The organism is Stenotrophomonas pictorum JCM 9942, assembly GCF_001431585.1.
In the GTDB taxonomy this organism is placed as follows: Bacteria; Pseudomonadota; Gammaproteobacteria; order Xanthomonadales; family Xanthomonadaceae; genus Stenotrophomonas; species Stenotrophomonas pictorum.
On sequence record NZ_LLXS01000036.1, the window covers coordinates 1 to 16,446 of the forward strand.

At 61.9% G+C, this 16,446-nt stretch carries 12 protein-coding genes and 1 tRNA gene; all 13 read right to left on the bottom strand.

Annotated elements, in window-relative coordinates; all coding sequences use genetic code 11:
• On the bottom strand, positions 1-324 hold a 324-nt coding region (locus ARC78_RS11240), incomplete at its 3' end, for a GTP-binding protein (RefSeq protein WP_199398912.1).
• Positions 325-378: 54 nt separating this feature from the next.
• The gene (gene fusA, locus ARC78_RS11245; protein WP_057506326.1) at positions 379-2,520 is read right to left on the bottom strand and encodes an elongation factor G; all 2,142 of its coding nucleotides are present in this window, start codon (positions 2,518-2,520) and stop codon (positions 379-381) included.
• 138 nt (positions 2,521-2,658) lie between these two features.
• Complete coding sequence (rpsG, locus tag ARC78_RS11250) at positions 2,659-3,126, bottom strand: 30S ribosomal protein S7 (RefSeq protein ID WP_054657535.1); 468 nt, start codon at positions 3,124-3,126, stop codon at positions 2,659-2,661.
• A 10-nt stretch (positions 3,127-3,136) separates the two neighbouring features.
• The gene (gene rpsL, locus ARC78_RS11255) at positions 3,137-3,511 is read right to left on the bottom strand and encodes a 30S ribosomal protein S12 (RefSeq protein ID WP_004145320.1); all 375 of its coding nucleotides are present in this window, start codon (positions 3,509-3,511) and stop codon (positions 3,137-3,139) included.
• Between the two features lie 228 nt (positions 3,512-3,739).
• Positions 3,740-7,966 (bottom strand): DNA-directed RNA polymerase subunit beta', encoded by a 4,227-nt coding sequence (gene rpoC / locus ARC78_RS11260; RefSeq protein ID WP_057506324.1) that lies wholly within the window; start codon positions 7,964-7,966, stop codon positions 3,740-3,742.
• Between the two features lie 91 nt (positions 7,967-8,057).
• On the bottom strand, positions 8,058-12,248 hold the full coding sequence (rpoB, locus tag ARC78_RS11265; protein ID WP_054657549.1) for a DNA-directed RNA polymerase subunit beta: 4,191 nt from the start codon (positions 12,246-12,248) through the stop codon (positions 8,058-8,060).
• A 292-nt stretch (positions 12,249-12,540) separates the two neighbouring features.
• Positions 12,541-12,906, bottom strand: a complete 366-nt coding sequence (gene rplL / locus ARC78_RS11270; RefSeq protein WP_054657537.1) for a 50S ribosomal protein L7/L12 — start codon at positions 12,904-12,906, stop codon at positions 12,541-12,543.
• Positions 12,907-12,969: 63 nt separating this feature from the next.
• Positions 12,970-13,503 carry a 50S ribosomal protein L10 gene (rplJ, locus tag ARC78_RS11275; protein ID WP_057506325.1) on the bottom strand — a complete coding sequence of 178 codons (534 nt, stop codon included), beginning with the start codon at positions 13,501-13,503 and terminating at the stop codon, positions 12,970-12,972.
• A 386-nt stretch (positions 13,504-13,889) separates the two neighbouring features.
• Positions 13,890-14,588 carry a 50S ribosomal protein L1 gene (gene rplA, locus ARC78_RS11280; protein WP_054657540.1) on the bottom strand — a complete coding sequence of 233 codons (699 nt, stop codon included), beginning with the start codon at positions 14,586-14,588 and terminating at the stop codon, positions 13,890-13,892.
• 4 nt (positions 14,589-14,592) lie between these two features.
• On the bottom strand, positions 14,593-15,021 hold the full coding sequence (rplK, locus tag ARC78_RS11285) for a 50S ribosomal protein L11 (protein WP_054657543.1): 429 nt from the start codon (positions 15,019-15,021) through the stop codon (positions 14,593-14,595).
• A gap of 196 nt (positions 15,022-15,217) precedes the next feature.
• Complete coding sequence (gene nusG / locus ARC78_RS11290; RefSeq protein WP_054657545.1) at positions 15,218-15,778, bottom strand: transcription termination/antitermination protein NusG; 561 nt, start codon at positions 15,776-15,778, stop codon at positions 15,218-15,220.
• 10 nt (positions 15,779-15,788) lie between these two features.
• The gene (gene secE / locus ARC78_RS11295) at positions 15,789-16,196 is read right to left on the bottom strand and encodes a preprotein translocase subunit SecE (protein ID WP_054657547.1); all 408 of its coding nucleotides are present in this window, start codon (positions 16,194-16,196) and stop codon (positions 15,789-15,791) included.
• A 50-nt stretch (positions 16,197-16,246) separates the two neighbouring features.
• Positions 16,247-16,322, bottom strand: a tRNA-Trp gene (locus tag ARC78_RS11300).
• Positions 16,323-16,446 lie beyond the last annotated feature (124 nt).

The window sequence follows — 16,446 nt, forward strand, 5'->3', positions numbered from 1 at the left end:
GGCCGAGCACACCAGGATCGCGCCGTCCATCTGGGCGGCACCGGTGATCATGTTCTTGACGTAGTCGGCGTGACCCGGGCAATCCACGTGGGCGTAGTGACGGGTGGCGGATTCGTATTCGACGTGCGAGGTCGAAATCGTGATACCGCGGGCCTTCTCTTCCGGAGCCTTGTCGATCGCGTCGTACGCGTGGAATTCGCCACCGAAGCGCTCAGCGCCAATCTTGGTCAGCGCAGCGGTCAGCGTGGTCTTGCCATGGTCGACGTGACCGATGGTGCCGACGTTGACGTGCGGCTTGGTACGTTCGAACTTACCCTTTGCCATTTTTGTTCTACCTTAAATAGTTCGTAAGTGGGGTCAGAAGAGGCTGAGCGAGGCTCAGCCCTTCTTGATGACGGTTTCGGCGATGTTGTTCGGCGCCGGCTCGTAATGGTCGAATTCCATCGTGAAGGTTGCGCGACCCTGGGTCTGCGAACGCAGCGCGGTGGCGTAACCGAACATTTCGCCCAGCGGGATCATCGCATTGATGATGCTGGCCGAACCGTCACCGGTGGTGCCCGAGCCCTGCAGCACGCCACGACGGCGGCTCACGTCGCCCATCACGTCGCCCTGGTAATCCTCCGGGGTCACGATCTCGACCTTCATGATCGGCTCCAGCAGCACCGGCTTGGCCTTGGCGAAGCCCTGCTTGAAGGCCATCGACGAAGCGAGCTTGAACGCCATTTCCGAGGAGTCGACGTCGTGGTACGAGCCGAACACCAGCTTGACCTTGACATCCACCACCGGGAAGCCAGCCAGCGGACCGCTGGTGATGGTTTCGCGCAGGCCCTTTTCCACGGAAGGAATGAATTCCTTCGGGATCACGCCGCCGGTGATGTCGTTGATGAACAGGAAATCGTCCTTGATCAGCGGAGCGATCTTCGGATCGGCGCGGTCTTCAGCGGTGATCGGCGACAGCTCGATCACAACGTGACCGTACTGGCCCTTACCACCGGACTGCTTGGCGTGCTTGTAATCGGACTTGACGTCAGAAGCCTGGATGGTTTCACGGTAGGCCACCTGCGGCTTGCCGACGTTGGCTTCAACGTTGAACTCGCGCTTGAGGCGGTCAACGATGATGTCCAGGTGCAGCTCGCCCATGCCCGAGATGATGGTCTGGCCGGATTCTTCGTCGGTCTTGACGCGGAACGACGGATCTTCCTGCGCCAGACGGCCCAGGGCCAGACCCATCTTTTCCTGGTCGGTCTTGGTCTTCGGCTCGACAGCCATCGAGATGACCGGCTCCGGGAAGGTCATGCGCTCAAGCACGATCGGTGCATCGATCGAGCACAGGGTGTCACCCGTCGTGGTGTCCTTCAGACCCACGGCAGCGGCGATGTCACCGGCCAACACTTCCTTGATTTCCTCGCGGTTGTTGGAGTGCATCTGCAGGATGCGGCCGATACGCTCCTTCTTGTTCTTCACCGAGTTCAGCACAGTGTCGCCACCGTTCAGGGTGCCGGAGTAGACACGGAAGAAGGTCAGCGCGCCGACGAACGGGTCGGTGATGATCTTGAACGCCAGCGACGAGAACGGAGCCTTGTCGTCGGACTTGCGGGTCATTTCCTTGGTTTCGTCGTCGACGTCCACACCCTTGACGTCCGGCACGTCCACCGGCGACGGCAGCAGCTGGATGACGCCGTCGAGCATGGCCTGCACGCCCTTGTTTTTGAACGCCGAGCCGCAGTACATCGGCACGATCTCGGTGGCCAGCGTACGGGTACGCAGCGCGCCAATGATCTCGGCCTCGGACAGCTCTTCGCCACCCAGGTACTTTTCCATCAGCTCTTCGCTGGCTTCAGCGGCGGTTTCCACCATGAAGTTGCGAGCCTCTTCGGCCGGCGCCTGCAGCTCGGCCGGAATTTCGGCGTACTCGAACTTCATGCCCTGGGACGCTTCATCCCAGTGGATCGCCTTCATCTTGAGCAGATCGACGACGCCCTTGAAGCCTTCCTCAGCGCCGATCGGCAGCTGCATCGGCACGGCAACGGCGCCGAGCTTGGCCTTCAGCTGGTCACGGACCTTGAAGAAGTTGGCACCGGTGCGGTCCATCTTGTTGACGAACGCAATGCGCGGAACCTGATACTTGTTGGCCTGGCGCCACACGGTTTCCGACTGCGGCTGCACGCCACCCACGGCACACAGCACGAACACGGCACCATCGAGCACGCGCAGCGAGCGCTCCACTTCGATGGTGAAGTCGACGTGCCCGGGGGTGTCGATGATGTTGAAGCGGTGCTCAGGCAGGGACTTGTCCATGCCCTTCCAGAACGCGGTGGTCGCAGCGGACTGGATCGTGATGCCACGCTCCTGTTCCTGCTCCATCCAGTCCATGGTGGCGGAGCCATCGTGCGTCTCGCCCAGCTTGTGGTTCTTGCCGGTGTAGAACAGGATGCGCTCGGACGTGGTGGTCTTGCCGGCATCGATGTGGGCCATGATGCCGAAGTTACGGTAACGCTCGATGGGAGTAGTGCGGGCCACAGGGAGCCTCTCAGATTCTTCGTATTTCGGAATGGCCGAACGCCGCCTTTCGGCGGCCTTCGGGTTGAAGCGGCGCTCAAAGCGCCACAGTGGCACCAGTTGGTGCCCGGGACCCAGTACTCAAGGTCCCTTTGGAACTCACCAGCGGTAGTGCGCGAACGCCTTGTTCGCTTCCGCCATACGGTGGGTTTCTTCGCGCTTCTTGATAGCGCCGCCGCGGTTTTCCGAAGCGTCCAGCAGTTCAGCAGCCAGCTTGCGCGGCATGGTGTTTTCACCACGCTTGCGGGCCGAATCGATCAGCCAGCGCATGGCCAGCGCCATCTTGCGCGAGGAGCGCACTTCGACCGGCACCTGGTAGGTGGCACCACCAACGCGGCGCGACTTCACTTCGACCGACGGAGCAACGTTGTCCAGGGCCTTCTGCACCAGTTCAACGGCGTTCGGGTTCTTTTCACCGATCACGTCCATGGCGCCATACACGATCTTCTCGGCGACGGACTTCTTGCCGCTGAGCATGACCATGTTGATGAAACGGGCGATGGTTTCGCTTCCGTGCTTCGGATCCGGCAGGACAGCGCGCTGCGGAGTATTACCTTTACGGGACATAGTCTACTCCTTAAGCCTTCGGACGCTTGGCGCCGTACTTGGAACGGGCCTGGCGACGCTTGGCAACGCCGGCAGCATCGAGCGAGCCGCGCACGGTGTGGTAACGCACACCCGGCAGATCCTTGACGCGACCACCGCGGATCAGGACCACGGAGTGCTCCTGCAGGTTATGGCCTTCACCACCGATGTAGCTGATGACCTCTTCCTGGTTCGTCAGGCGCACTTTGGCAACCTTACGCAGAGCCGAGTTCGGCTTCTTCGGGGTGGTGGTGTAAACACGGGTGCAAACGCCACGACGCTGCGGGCATTTGTCGAGTGCCGGCGAGGCACTCTTGTACGTGGTCGCTTGCCGCGGCTTGCGGACCAGCTGGTTGATCGTCGCCATCAGTAGGTTCTTCTGATTGGGGCCGTAAAAACGGCCAGAGATGCGGAAATTGTAAAGCAGGCCAAATTTTTGGCCTGCTGAGACAGACGATTGTAGCAACCCGTCAAAAGCACAGTCAAACGCGCCTCAGTCAGGCCGGCCCTGATCCAGAGCCGTTACAGGGGGGCCTCCATGTACCCCGTTCAGGTCGAACCGCCGGCCCGCGAACGGGCCGGCCAGTCGTCACTATTACTCTTCGCCACCGACAGTCTGTTCGACTTCCGGGGCTGCAACCTCCACTTCGGGAGCCGCTGCGGTGCCGGACAGGGTCTGGATTTCAGACTCGGTCAGGCCGGACGCACTGCGACGGCGCTTGGTGTGGTACGCAAGACCGGTACCCGCCGGAATCAGGCGGCCGACGATCACGTTTTCCTTCAGACCGCGCAGATTGTCCGAGGTGCCGCGGACGGCCGCTTCGGTCAGCACGCGCGTGGTTTCCTGGAACGATGCGGCCGAGATGAACGATTCGGTCGCCAGCGAGGCCTTGGTGATACCCAGCAGCACCGGATCGAAACGGGCCGGCAGCTCATTGCGGGCGATCAGTTTCGCATTTTCCTCGATCACGCGCTGGCGCTCGGCCTGCTCGCCATTCAGGAACTTGCTGTTGCCCTGATCGGTGATTTCCACCTTGCGCAGCATCTGACGCGAGATCACTTCAATGTGCTTGTCGTTGATCTTCACGCCCTGCAGGCGGTACACGTCCTGGATTTCCTTGACCAAGTAGCGGGCCAGCTCTTCCACACCCTTCAGGCGCAGGATGTCCTGCGGGCTCGGCTCGCCGTCCACGATGGTTTCGCCGCGGCTCACGTGCTCACCTTCGAACACGATGATCTGGCGGTACTTCGGAATCAGCTCTTCGTGCTCCGAACCATCGGTGTCCTTGATGATCAGGCGCTGCTTGCCCTTGGTGTCCTTGCCGAAGCTGATGATACCCGAACGCTCGGCCAGGATCGCCGGATCCTTCGGCTTGCGCGCTTCGAACAGGTCGGCAACGCGCGGCAGACCACCGGTGATGTCGCGGGTCTTGGAGGCTTCCTGCGGAATCTTGGCGACCACGTCACCCACGCCGACCGGCACCCCGTCCTGCAGGTTGACGATCGAGCGCGGCGGCAGCAAGTACTGCGCCGGCAGATCGGTACCCGGGATGGTCAGGTCATTGCCCTTGGCATCGACGATGCGCACGATCGGACGCAGATCCTTGGCCTGCGAACCGCGACGCTTCGGATCGGTGATTTCACGCGAGGCCAGACCGGTCAGCTCGTCGGTCTTCTCGATGACGGTGACGCCGTCGATGAAGTCGATGAAGCGGATGAAACCGGCCACTTCCGACACGATCGGGTGGTTATGCGGATCCCAGGTCGCCACGGTCTGGCCAGCCTTGATTTCCGAACCGTCCTTGACCGTGATGTTGGCACCGTACGGCAGCTTGTAGCGCTCACGCTCGCGACCGTGCGGATCCAGGACCGAGATTTCGCCCGAACGCGACACCGCCACCAGCGAACCGTTGGCGTGCTCGACGTGCTTGAGGTTGGAGAACTTCACCGAACCGGTGGTCTTGACGGTGATGTTGTCCACCGCCGCCGCACGCGATGCCGCACCACCGATGTGGAACGTACGCATGGTGAGCTGGGTACCCGGCTCACCGATCGACTGCGCGGCGATCACACCGACCGCTTCACCGATGTTGACGATGTGGCCACGGGCCAGATCGCGGCCGTAGCAGAGACCGCAGACACCGAATGCCGATTCGCAGGTGATGGTCGAGCGGACCTTGATGGACTCCACGCTGGCTTCTTCCAGCTTGGCCACCCACTGCTCGTCGAGCAGCGTGTTGCGGGTCACGATCGGATCCTCGTCGTTGCCCGGCAGGAACACGTCCTCGGCAACCACGCGACCCAGCACGCGGTCCTTCAACGGCTCCACCACGTCGCCGCCCTCCACGATCGGCGTCATGGTCAGGCCTTCGACGGTGCCGCAGTCGACTTCGGTGATCACCACGTCCTGGGCCACGTCGACCAGACGACGGGTCAGGTAACCGGAGTTCGCCGTCTTCAGCGCGGTATCGGCCAGACCCTTACGGGCACCGTGGGTGGAGTTGAAGTACTCCTGTACGTTCAGGCCTTCGCGGAAGTTCGCCTTGATGGGCGTCTCGATGATCGAGCCGTCCGGACGCGCCATCAGGCCACGCATACCGGCCAGCTGACGGATCTGCGCCTGGCTACCACGCGCACCGGAGTCGGCCATGATGTACAGCGAGTTCATCGACTTCTGGTCGACGACCTTGCCTTCGGCGTCTTCCACCTTCTCGGTACCGATGGTTTCCATCATCGCCTTGGCGATGCGCTCGTTGGTGCGCGACCAGATGTCGACCACCTTGTTGTAACGCTCGCCAGCGGTGACCAGACCGGACTGGTACTGCTCCTGGATTTCCAGCACTTCAGCTTCGGCTTCGCCCAGGATGCCCTTCTTCGCATCCGGGATCAGCATGTCGTCGATACCGATCGACACGCCGGCGCGGGTGGCGTAGGCATAGCCGGTGTACATCAGCTTGTCGGCGAACACCACGGTGTCCTTCAGACCCAGCAGACGGTAGCTCTGGTTGATCAGGCGCGAGATGTTCTTCTTGGTCATCTCGGTGTTGCACAGCTCGAACGGCAGGCCCTCGGGCATGATCTCGCTCAGCAGCGCACGACCCACGGTCGTGTCCTCGATCGAGGTGCGCTTGACCTTGTTGCCATCGGCATCACGCTCGACGTGGGTGATACGCACCTTGACCTGGGCATGCAGCTCGACCAGACGGTTGTCGTAGGCGCGTTTCACTTCGTCGGTGTTGGCGAAGACCATGCCCTCGCCCTTCTTGTTCACCAGCGAGCGGCTCATGTAGTACAGGCCCAACACCACGTCCTGCGACGGCACGATGATCGGCTCGCCGTTGGCCGGCGACAGGATGTTGTTGGTGGACATCATCAGCGCACGCGCTTCCAGCTGGGCTTCCAGCGAGAGCGGCACGTGGACGGCCATCTGGTCACCGTCGAAGTCGGCGTTGAATGCGGTACACACCAGCGGATGCAGCTGGATGGCCTTGCCTTCGATCAACAGTGGTTCGAACGCCTGGATGCCCAGACGGTGCAGGGTCGGCGCACGGTTCAGCAGCACCGGATGTTCGCGGATGACTTCTTCCAGGATGTCCCAGACTTCGCCTTCTTCGCGCTCGACCAGCTTCTTGGCGGCCTTGATGGTGGTGGCCAAGCCGCGACGCTGCAGCTTGGCGAACACGAACGGCTTGAACAGCTCCAGCGCCATCTTCTTCGGCAGGCCGCACTGGTGCAGCTTAAGGTACGGACCGACGGTGATCACCGAACGGCCCGAGTAGTCCACGCGCTTGCCGAGCAGGTTCTGGCGGAACCGACCCTGCTTGCCCTTGATCATGTCGGCCAGCGACTTGAGCGGACGCTTGTTGGTGCCGGTAATGGCGCGGCCGCGGCGGCCGTTGTCCAGCAGGGCGTCAACCGATTCCTGCAGCATGCGCTTTTCGTTGCGCACGATGATGTCCGGCGCATTGAGCTCCAGCAGGCGACGCAGACGGTTGTTGCGGTTGATGACGCGGCGGTACAGATCGTTCAGATCCGAGGTCGCGAAGCGGCCACCATCCAGCGGCACCAGCGGACGCAGATCCGGCGGCAGCACCGGCAGCACGGTCATCACCATCCACTCCGGACGGTTGCCCGATTCAAGGAAGGCTTCGACCAGCTTGATGCGCTTGGTCAGACGCTTGAGCTTGGTTTCCGAACCGGTGCTGGCGATTTCCTCGCGCAGGCGGACCATTTCGGCCTGCAGGTCGATGGTGCGCAGCAGTTCGAACACGGCCTCGGCGCCCATGGCGGCGTCGAAATCGTCACCGTGCTCCTGGCGGGCCTGCAGGTACTGCTCTTCGGTCAGCAGCTGACGGCGCTCCAGCGTGGTCAGACCCGGCTCGGTCACCACGTAGGCTTCGAAGTACAGCACGCGCTCGATGTCGCGCAGGGTCATGTCCAGCATCAGGCCGATGCGGCTGGGCAGCGACTTAAGGAACCAGATGTGGGCGACCGGCGAGGCCAGGTCGATGTGGCCCATGCGCTCGCGGCGCACCTTGGCCAGGGTCACCTCGGTGCCGCACTTCTCGCAGACCACGCCGCGGTGCTTCATGCGCTTGTACTTTCCGCACAGGCACTCGTAGTCCTTGACCGGGCCAAAGATGGCGGCACAGAACAGGCCGTCGCGTTCCGGCTTGAAGGTACGGTAGTTGATGGTTTCCGGCTTCTTCACTTCGCCGAAGGACCACGAACGGATCAGGTCCGGCGAGGCCAGCGCGATCTTGATCGCGTCGAAGTCCAGCGTCTGGCGCTGCTGGTTGAAGAGGTTGAGCAGGTCTTTCATGGTGTTCTCCGAAAGGAGGAAATCTTTGTCGATGGGCTGTCAGTTCACTGCGGGCGGCGCTGCTGCATCAGATGCAGCAGCGCCTGCGCGATCAGTTGCCTTCCAGTTCCATGTTGATGGCCAGCGAACGGATTTCCTTCACCAAAACGTTGAAGGATTCCGGCATGCCCGCGACCATCTCGTGCTCACCGTCGACGATGTTCTTGTACATCTGGTTGCGGCCCTGCACGTCATCGGACTTCACCGTCAGCATCTCCTGCAGGGTGTAGGCCGCGCCGTAGGCTTCCAGCGCCCAGACTTCCATTTCACCGAAGCGCTGGCCACCGAACTGCGCCTTGCCGCCCAGCGGCTGCTGGGTGACGAGCGAGTACGGGCCGGTCGAACGGGCGTGCATCTTGTCGTCGACCAGGTGGTTCAGCTTCAGGTAGTGCATGTAGCCCACCGTGGTCAGACGGTCGAACGCCTCACCGGTACGGCCGTCATGCAGCTGCATCTGCGTCTTGGTGGCGTTGAAGCCCAGACGTTCGGTTTCCGGAGCGCCATCCGGGTATGCCAGGTTCAGCATCTCGCGGATTTCGTCTTCGTGGGCGCCGTCGAACACCGGGGTAGCCATCGGCACACCGTCGGTCAGGTTCTTGGCCAGGCCGAGCAGCTCCTCGTCGCTGAACTGGCTCAGGTCCACGCGCTCGCCGGCAGTGCCGTTGTCGTGGTTGTAGATCTTGCCCAGGAACTCGCGCAGCTCGCTGACCGCACGCTGCTCTTCGAGCATCTTCTGGATGCGCTTGCCCAGACCCTTTGCGGCCCAGCCCAGGTGCACTTCCAGAATCTGGCCGATGTTCATACGCGACGGCACGCCCAGCGGGTTCAAGCAGATATCCACCGAGGTACCGTCAGCCATGTACGGCATGTCCTCGACCGGCACCACGTTGGAAACCACACCCTTGTTGCCGTGACGGCCTGCCATCTTGTCACCCGGCTGGATGCGACGCTTCACGGCCAGGAACACCTTGACCATCTTCAACACGCCCGGTGCCAGATCGTCACCCTGGGTGATCTTGCCGCGCTTGTCGGCGAAGCGACGCTCGAATTCCTTCTCGTGCGCCTGGATCTGCATCTGCGCGCGTTCGATGGCTTCGGCCGCGTCGTCATCCTTCATGCGCAGGGTGAACCAGTCGGACTTCTTCAGCCCGTCCAGCAGCGCGTCGGAGACGATGTCGCCCTTCTTCAGGCTGGCACCGCCGTTGGCGACCTTGCCCACGATCTGCGAGCGCAGACGGGCATAGATGGCCGCTTCCAGGATGCGGAACTGGTCGTCGAAGTCCTTCTTGACGCGCTTGATCTCGCTTTCCTCGATCTGGCGTGCACGCTTGTCCTTCTCGATGCCGTCGCGGGTGAAGACCTGCACGTCGATGACGGTGCCGTCCATGCCCGGCGGCACGCGCAGCGAGCTGTCCTTAACGTCGGACGCCTTCTCACCGAAGATCGCGCGCAGCAGCTTCTCTTCCGGAGTCAGCTGGCTCTCGCCCTTCGGCGTGACCTTGCCCACCAGGATGTCGCCGGAGCGCACTTCGGCACCGATGTACACCACGCCGGACTCGTCCAGGCGGTTCAGCGCCTGCTCGGACACGTTCGGGATGTCGGCCGAGATTTCCTCCGGCCCCAGCTTGGTGTCACGCGCGACGCAGGTCAGCTCTTCGATGTGGATCGTGGTGTAACGATCCTCTTCCACCACACGCTCGGACAGCAGGATGGAGTCTTCGAAGTTGTAGCCGTTCCACGGCATGAACGCGATCAGCATGTTCTGACCCAGCGCCAGCTCACCGATATCGGTGGACGGACCATCGGCCAGCACGTCGCCACGCGCGATCACATCACCCACGTTCACCAGCGGACGCTGGTTGATGCAGGTGTTCTGGTTCGAGCGGGTGTACTTGATCAGGTTGTAGATGTCCACGCCGGCATCAGCGGCGTCGGTGATCTCGTTCTCGTTGACCTTGACCACGATGCGGCCGGCGTCGATCTGCACGATCTCGCCACCACGACGGGCGTTCACGGTCACGCCGGAGTCACGCGCCACGGCACGCTCGATACCGGTACCGACCAGCGGCTTCTGCGCACGCAACGTCGGCACGGCCTGACGCTGCATGTTGGCGCCCATCAGTGCACGGTTGGCGTCATCGTGCTCCAGGAACGGCACCAGCGCCGCGGCGACCGACACGGTCTGCATCGGCGAGACGTCCATGAAGTGCACTTCGGCCGGCGGCTTGAGCAGCGATTCGCCCTGGTAACGGCACGGCACGAAGGTCTCGGTGAGCATGTTGTCGCCATTGGTCAGGGCATTGGCCTGGGCGATGACGTACTCGTTTTCTTCGATCGCCGACAGATACTCGATATCGTCGCTGACCTTGCCGTCGTGCACCTTGCGATACGGGGTTTCCAGGAAACCGTACTCGTTGGTGCGGGCGTACACGGCCAGCGAGTTGATCAGGCCGATGTTCGGGCCTTCCGGGGTTTCGATGGTGCAGACGCGGCCGTAATGGGTCGGGTGCACGTCGCGCACTTCGAAGCCGGCACGTTCGCGGGTCAGACCGCCCGGGCCCAATGCCGAGACACGACGCTTGTGGGTCACTTCCGACAGCGGGTTGTTCTGGTCCATGAACTGCGACAGCTGCGAGGAGCCGAAGAATTCCTTGATCGCGGCAGCGACCGGCTTGGCGTTGATCAGCTCCTGCGGCGTGAGGCCTTCGGACTCGGCCATCGACAGGCGTTCCTTGACCGCGCGCTCGACCCGGACCAGGCCGACGCGGAACACGTTCTCGGCCATTTCACCGACCGAACGCACGCGACGGTTGCCCAGGTGATCGATGTCATCGACCACGCCACGACCGTTGCGGATCTCGGTCAGCACCTTGATCACGTCCAGGATGTCCGAACCTTCGCCATGGGCGGCAACCAGACGCTTGGATTCCTCGTCGTTGCGCTCGCCGAAGTACTTGCGGTCGTACAGCACCGCTTCGCCGGTGACTTCCTTGCGGCCGACACGGCGATTGAACTTCATGCGACCGACCGTGGACAGGTCGTAACGCTCGAAAGTGAAGAACAGGTTGTGGAACAGGTTCTGCGCGGCATCCTTGGTCGGCGGCTCGCCCGGACGCATCATGCGGTAGATCTCGACCAGCGCTTCCAGCTGCGTCTTGGTCGGATCGATACGCAGGGTGTTGGACAGATACGGACCGCGGTCCAGATCGTTCACCCACAGGGTGCCGACCGCATCCACCCCCGCCTTGCGGAAGTTCTGCAGCTGCTCGTCGGTGATCTCGTCGTTGGCCTGGGCCAGCAGCTCACCGGTGTTCGCATCGACCACGTCGTGCGACAGGATGTGGCCGACCAGGTAGTCGTCCGGCACCGCCAGCGCGGCGATGCCCGAGGCCTGCAGCTGCTTGATGTGGCGGGCGGTGATGCGCTTGCCGGCTTCCACGATGACCTTGTCACCATCAGCCAGGTCGAAGTTCAGCGTTTCACCACGCAGACGCTCCGGCACCAGCTCCAGCTGCACGCCCTCGTCCGGGTTGATGTGGAACGTGTTGATCTCGAAGAACTCGGCCAGCATCTCTTCGTTGCTGTAGCCGAGCGCGCGCAGCAGGATCGATACCGGCAGCTTGCGGCGACGGTCGATACGGGTGAACAGCGCATCCTTCGGGTCGAACTCGAAGTCCAGCCAGGAACCGCGGTAAGGAATGATGCGGGCGCTGTACAGCAGCTTGCCCGAGCTGTGGGTCTTGCCACGGTCGTGGTCGAAGAACACGCCCGGCGAACGGTGCAGCTGCGACACGATGACGCGCTCGGTACCGTTGACGATGAAGGTGCCGTTGTCGGTCATCAGCGGGATTTCGCCCAGATAGACCTCCTGCTCCTTCACGTACTTGATCGCCTTGGTGGACGATTCGCGGTCATAGATGACCAGGCGTACGGTCACGCGCAGCGGCGCGCCGTAGCTCATGCCACGCTGGCGACATTCGCGCTCGTCAAACACCGGGTCGCCCAGCTTGTAACCGACATATTCCAGCGCAGCGTTGCCGCTGTAGCTGGAGATCGGAAACACCGACTTCAGTGCGGCATGCAGGCCGTGCTCCGAGCGCTTGGCCGGATCAACGTTCTCCTGCAGGAATTCGCGGTACGAATCGACCTGGATGGCGAGCAGGAACGGCACTTCGAGGATCGAGCGCTGCTTGCCGAAGTCTTTGCGGATTCGCTTTTTTTCGGTGTACGAATAGGACGTCATGAGGTCTTCCACCTTGTTGTGCGAGCCGTGCGTCCACGACCCGTAAGGAAACTTGAATTGCCAGTTGGAAGTCGCTGGTATTGCCGGCACCAGCACGCCTTCTCCTGCTACTTCCAACTGCCAACTCGCTTGGAACACGGAGTTGGGCTTTACCAGCGCGTCAGATCGTCACCAACCGCGCGCCAGGTACCACACCCGCAATCCACTTGCGGTTTGAAACGACCAAAGGCCGGGGACTTACGTCCCCAGCCTTGGCTGCATCGCCGTGAATCGATGACGATGCAAGAACTGATTACTTCAGCTCGACGGTAGCACCGGCGGCCTCCAGATCCTTCTTGAACTTCTCGGCGTCTTCCTTCGAAGCGCCTTCCTTCACGACGCCACCGGCTTCGGCCAGATCCTTCGCTTCCTTCAGGCCCAGGCCGGTGATGGCACGAACGGCCTTAATCACTTCGACCTTCTTGGCGCCGGCATCCTTCAGGATGACGTTGAATTCGGTCTGCTCTTCAACCACAGCAGCCGGGCCGGCAGCGGCAACGGCAACCGGAGCAGCGGCGGAAACGCCGAACTTCTCTTCGATGGCCTTGACCAGCTCCATCACTTCCATCAGGGACTTTTCGGCGATTGCGTCGACGATCTGATCGTTGGTAAGGGACATTTTGATTACCTTTTGAAAATATTCTGGATTGAGGTTCCGTACGGAACCACGGGGACGTCGAACTTAGGCGGTTTCAGCAGCCGGCTCGGCAGCTTCTGCAGCTGCGCCACCTTCCTGCTTTTCACCGACAGCCTTGACGGCGCGCGCGAACATGGTGACCGGCTCGGTCAGGACGCGGGCCAGCATGGCCAGGGCCTGATCACGGGTCGGCAGCGATGCCAGCACGTCAACGTGGCCAGCCGGGAACAGTTCCCCGCCGATTGCCACGACTTTCGCCTTCAGCTTGTCATTGCCCTTGGCGGCATCCTTGATCAGGCGACCGGCTGCGCCGGGCTCCTCGAGCGAAAACGCATACAGCAGCGGACCAACCAGCTGGTCCTGGGCGCATGCGAAATCGGTGCCTTCAACGGCACGTGCGGCCAGCGTGTTCTTGACAACTTTCAAGAAAACACCGGTTTCACGCGCCTGCTTGCGCATCGCGGTCATCTGGGCGACCGTGGTGCCAGCGTATTCGGCTGCGATCAAGGAGTGGGCCTTGGCGGCGACGTCTGCCAGCTCGGCGACTACTTCTTGCTTCTGGGACAGATTGAGAGCCATTGCACTCCTCCTATTGAACTCCGCTTACGGCTCCTGCCGTGTGCGGTCCTGGGCGGCTTCCATCCTGGACGCCGGGAGCATCGGGGTGACGCTCCGGTGGTGGCCGTTCTAGAGCTGGAGTGGGCGAACCTGGGTTACCCCAGACGTGCGTGAACCAGAAAAATTCCAGAAAGGCGGCACCATCTACGCAGGGTGATTCAGAACGAATCGATTAAGCGCTCCCGCTATGCCGGCGGCGACTCCTTGCCAGATCGAGCTTCCGTGCCCGTCGCCGGTATGCGCTGACCGCGCCTGCGGTCTTTGACGGCTATCACCCGGGCGGACCCGGGCAACGCCTTCAAAATGACGGATGCGGCGCCCATAGGCACCGCACCCGCTTGAAACGATTACTTCAGGGTCAGCGAGGACTGATCAACCGTCACGCCCGGGCCCATCGTCGAGCTCACCGAAACCTTCTGCAGGTAGGTGCCCTTCGAGGTGGCCGGCTTGGCCTTGATCAGATCGACCAGCAGCGCCTGCAGGTTCGACTGCAGTGCGGCGTTGTCGAAGCTGGCCTTGCCGATGGTGCAGTGGATGATGCCGGCCTTGTCGGTGCGGTAGCGCACCTGACCCGACTTGGCATTCTTCACCGCTTCGCCCGGGTTGGCCGACACAGTGCCGACCTTCGGGTTCGGCATCAGGCCGCGCGGGCCCAGCACGGTGCCCAGCTTACCCACGACGCGCATCGCGTCCGGGGTGGCGATGACCACGTCATAGTTCAGATCGCCGGCCTGCATCTTCTCGGCCAGATCGTCCATACCGACGGCTTCGGCGCCAGCGGCCAGGGCTTCATCCGCCTTGGCACCGGCCGGAGCGAACACGGCCACACGGACCGACTTGCCGGTACCGGCCGGCAGCACGGTCGAACCGCGCACCTGCTGGTCGGACTTCTTCGCATCCACGCCCAGGCGCACAGCAACGTCGATGGACTCGACGAACTTGGCCTTGGTGGCGGTCTTCAGGATGTTGATCGCTTCTTCGAAGGCGTATGCCTTGCCCGGAACGACGGCGGCCTTGATGGCCTTCTCACGCTTGGTCTGTGCCATCAGATTAACCCTCTACCACCAGGCCCATGGAACGGGCGGAGCCCGCGATCGTACGCACGGCGGCGTCCAGGTCAGCAGCCGTCAGATCCGGCTCCTTCGCCTTGCAGATTTCTTCCAGCTGCGCGCGCGTGACCTTGCCCACCTTGTCGGTGTTGGGCTTCTTCGAGCCCGAGGTGATGCCGGCAGCCTTCTTGAGCAGCACGGTGGCCGGGGTGCTCTTGGTGATGAAGGTGAAGGTACGGTCCGAATAGGCCGTGATGATCACCGGCACCGGCAGACCCGGCTCCAGCTTCTGCGTGGCGGCATTGAACGCCTTGCAGAATTCCATGATGTTCAGACCGCGCTGACCCAGCGCCGGGCCGACCGGCGGCGAGGGGTTGGCCTGACCGGCCTTCACCTGCAGCTTGATGTAGCCAATTACTTTCTTAGCCATGAGTTTTTCTCCGGGTGCTAGCGCCTTTCGACAACAGGCTCCCCATCGGACCGGGAATCACGCGTCCCGGCTTTCGCGTTTTGAAATCACACCAAAGGCCACCTCTCGGCAGCCCTTGATCGCACCTTTCCGAGGAAAGAGCCGAAAATTATAGCAACTTTTACGCCAATCGCCTGAATGGGCGAATGCCTATCGATCAAGAGGCCTTTTCGACCTGACCGAACTCCAGCTCCACCGGCGTGGAACGACCGAAAATGAGCACCGCAACACGCAGGCGGCTCTTTTCGTAATTGACTTCCTCGACGACGCCATTGAAGTCATTGAACGGCCCCTCGATGACACGGACCATCTGACCCGGCTCGAACAGCACCTTCGGACGCGGCTTCTCCACACCTTCCTGGACACGATCCAAGATGGCGGCCGCCTCCTCGTCGCGAATCGGCAACGGGCGATCGGCAGTGCCACCGATAAAACCCATGACCTTCGGAGTTTCCTTCACCAGATGCCAGCTTTCGTTGTCGATACGCGGAATACCGGCCTCTTCATGGGTTTCGATCTGAACCAGCACGTACCCGGGGAAGAACTTGCGCTCGGAACGGCGCTTCTGACCGGAGCGCATCTCGACCACCTCTTCGGTGGGAACCAGCACATCACCGAAACGCTCCTGCATCTCGTCACGCACAATGCGATCACGCAACGCCTGCGCAACCGACTTCTCAAAACCTGAATAGGCGTGGACGACGTACCAACGTTTCACTGTTAACTCCTCAACGCCCAAAGAACCACTGGGTCAGTTTCTGGATCACGAAATCAAAACCACCCAGCAGCAGGCTCAGCACGATCACCACCACAATTACCACCCACGTCATGCGGATAGCTTCCTGGCGGGTCGGCCACACAACCTTGCGCAGCTCGAAACGGGATTCGGAAAGAAATTCGCGAACCTGATGCCCCTTACCGGTCATCATAAACACGGCAACACCTGCCACCAGCCCGACGACGACCGCCAGCACACGCAACTGGCCCGACCAGGCACCCAACCGGGCTGCCTGCTCGGGCGAGGAAAACCAGAACCAGAAGAACAGACCCGCCAGAGCCAACAATGCAGCCCCGACGTACTTGGCGATATCAACACCCGATGCGGTGCTCTTGGAGTGCTCGATCTTGCTATTCATCCGACTCTTGCTGCTGGTGCGACCAAGGTCACTGGATAGAGTGTGGCAAGTGGCACGCCAGGAGGGACTCGAACCCCCAACCTGCGGTTTTGGAGACCGCTGCTCTGCCAATTGAGCTACTGGCGTATGACTTGGCCTGTTTACACGTCCCTTAGACGGCGAAGGCGGACCGGGGTTCCCGGCCCGCCATTCGCGTAACCAGCAGTTGTGCCGCTGGATACTGCAGAGGTATTACTTGGTGATCTTGGAG

Bases quoted from the DNA above. Each gene is read 5' to 3' on its own strand.
- rpsG (WP_054657535.1), bottom strand. From the start codon at position 3,126: ATGTCCCGTAAAGGTAATACTCCGCAGCGCGCTGTCCTGCCGGATCCG.
- rpsL (WP_004145320.1), bottom strand. From the start codon at position 3,511: ATGGCGACGATCAACCAGCTGGTCCGCAAGCCGCGGCAAGCGACCACG.
- rpoC (WP_057506324.1), bottom strand. From the start codon at position 7,966: ATGAAAGACCTGCTCAACCTCTTCAACCAGCAGCGCCAGACGCTGGAC.
- rpoB (WP_054657549.1), bottom strand. From the start codon at position 12,248: ATGACGTCCTATTCGTACACCGAAAAAAAGCGAATCCGCAAAGACTTC.
- rplL (WP_054657537.1), bottom strand. From the start codon at position 12,906: ATGTCCCTTACCAACGATCAGATCGTCGACGCAATCGCCGAAAAGTCC.
- rplJ (WP_057506325.1), bottom strand. From the start codon at position 13,503: ATGGCTCTCAATCTGTCCCAGAAGCAAGAAGTAGTCGCCGAGCTGGCA.
- rplA (WP_054657540.1), bottom strand. From the start codon at position 14,588: ATGGCACAGACCAAGCGTGAGAAGGCCATCAAGGCCGCCGTCGTTCCG.
- rplK (WP_054657543.1), bottom strand. From the start codon at position 15,021: ATGGCTAAGAAAGTAATTGGCTACATCAAGCTGCAGGTGAAGGCCGGT.
- secE (WP_054657547.1), bottom strand. From the start codon at position 16,196: ATGAATAGCAAGATCGAGCACTCCAAGAGCACCGCATCGGGTGTTGAT.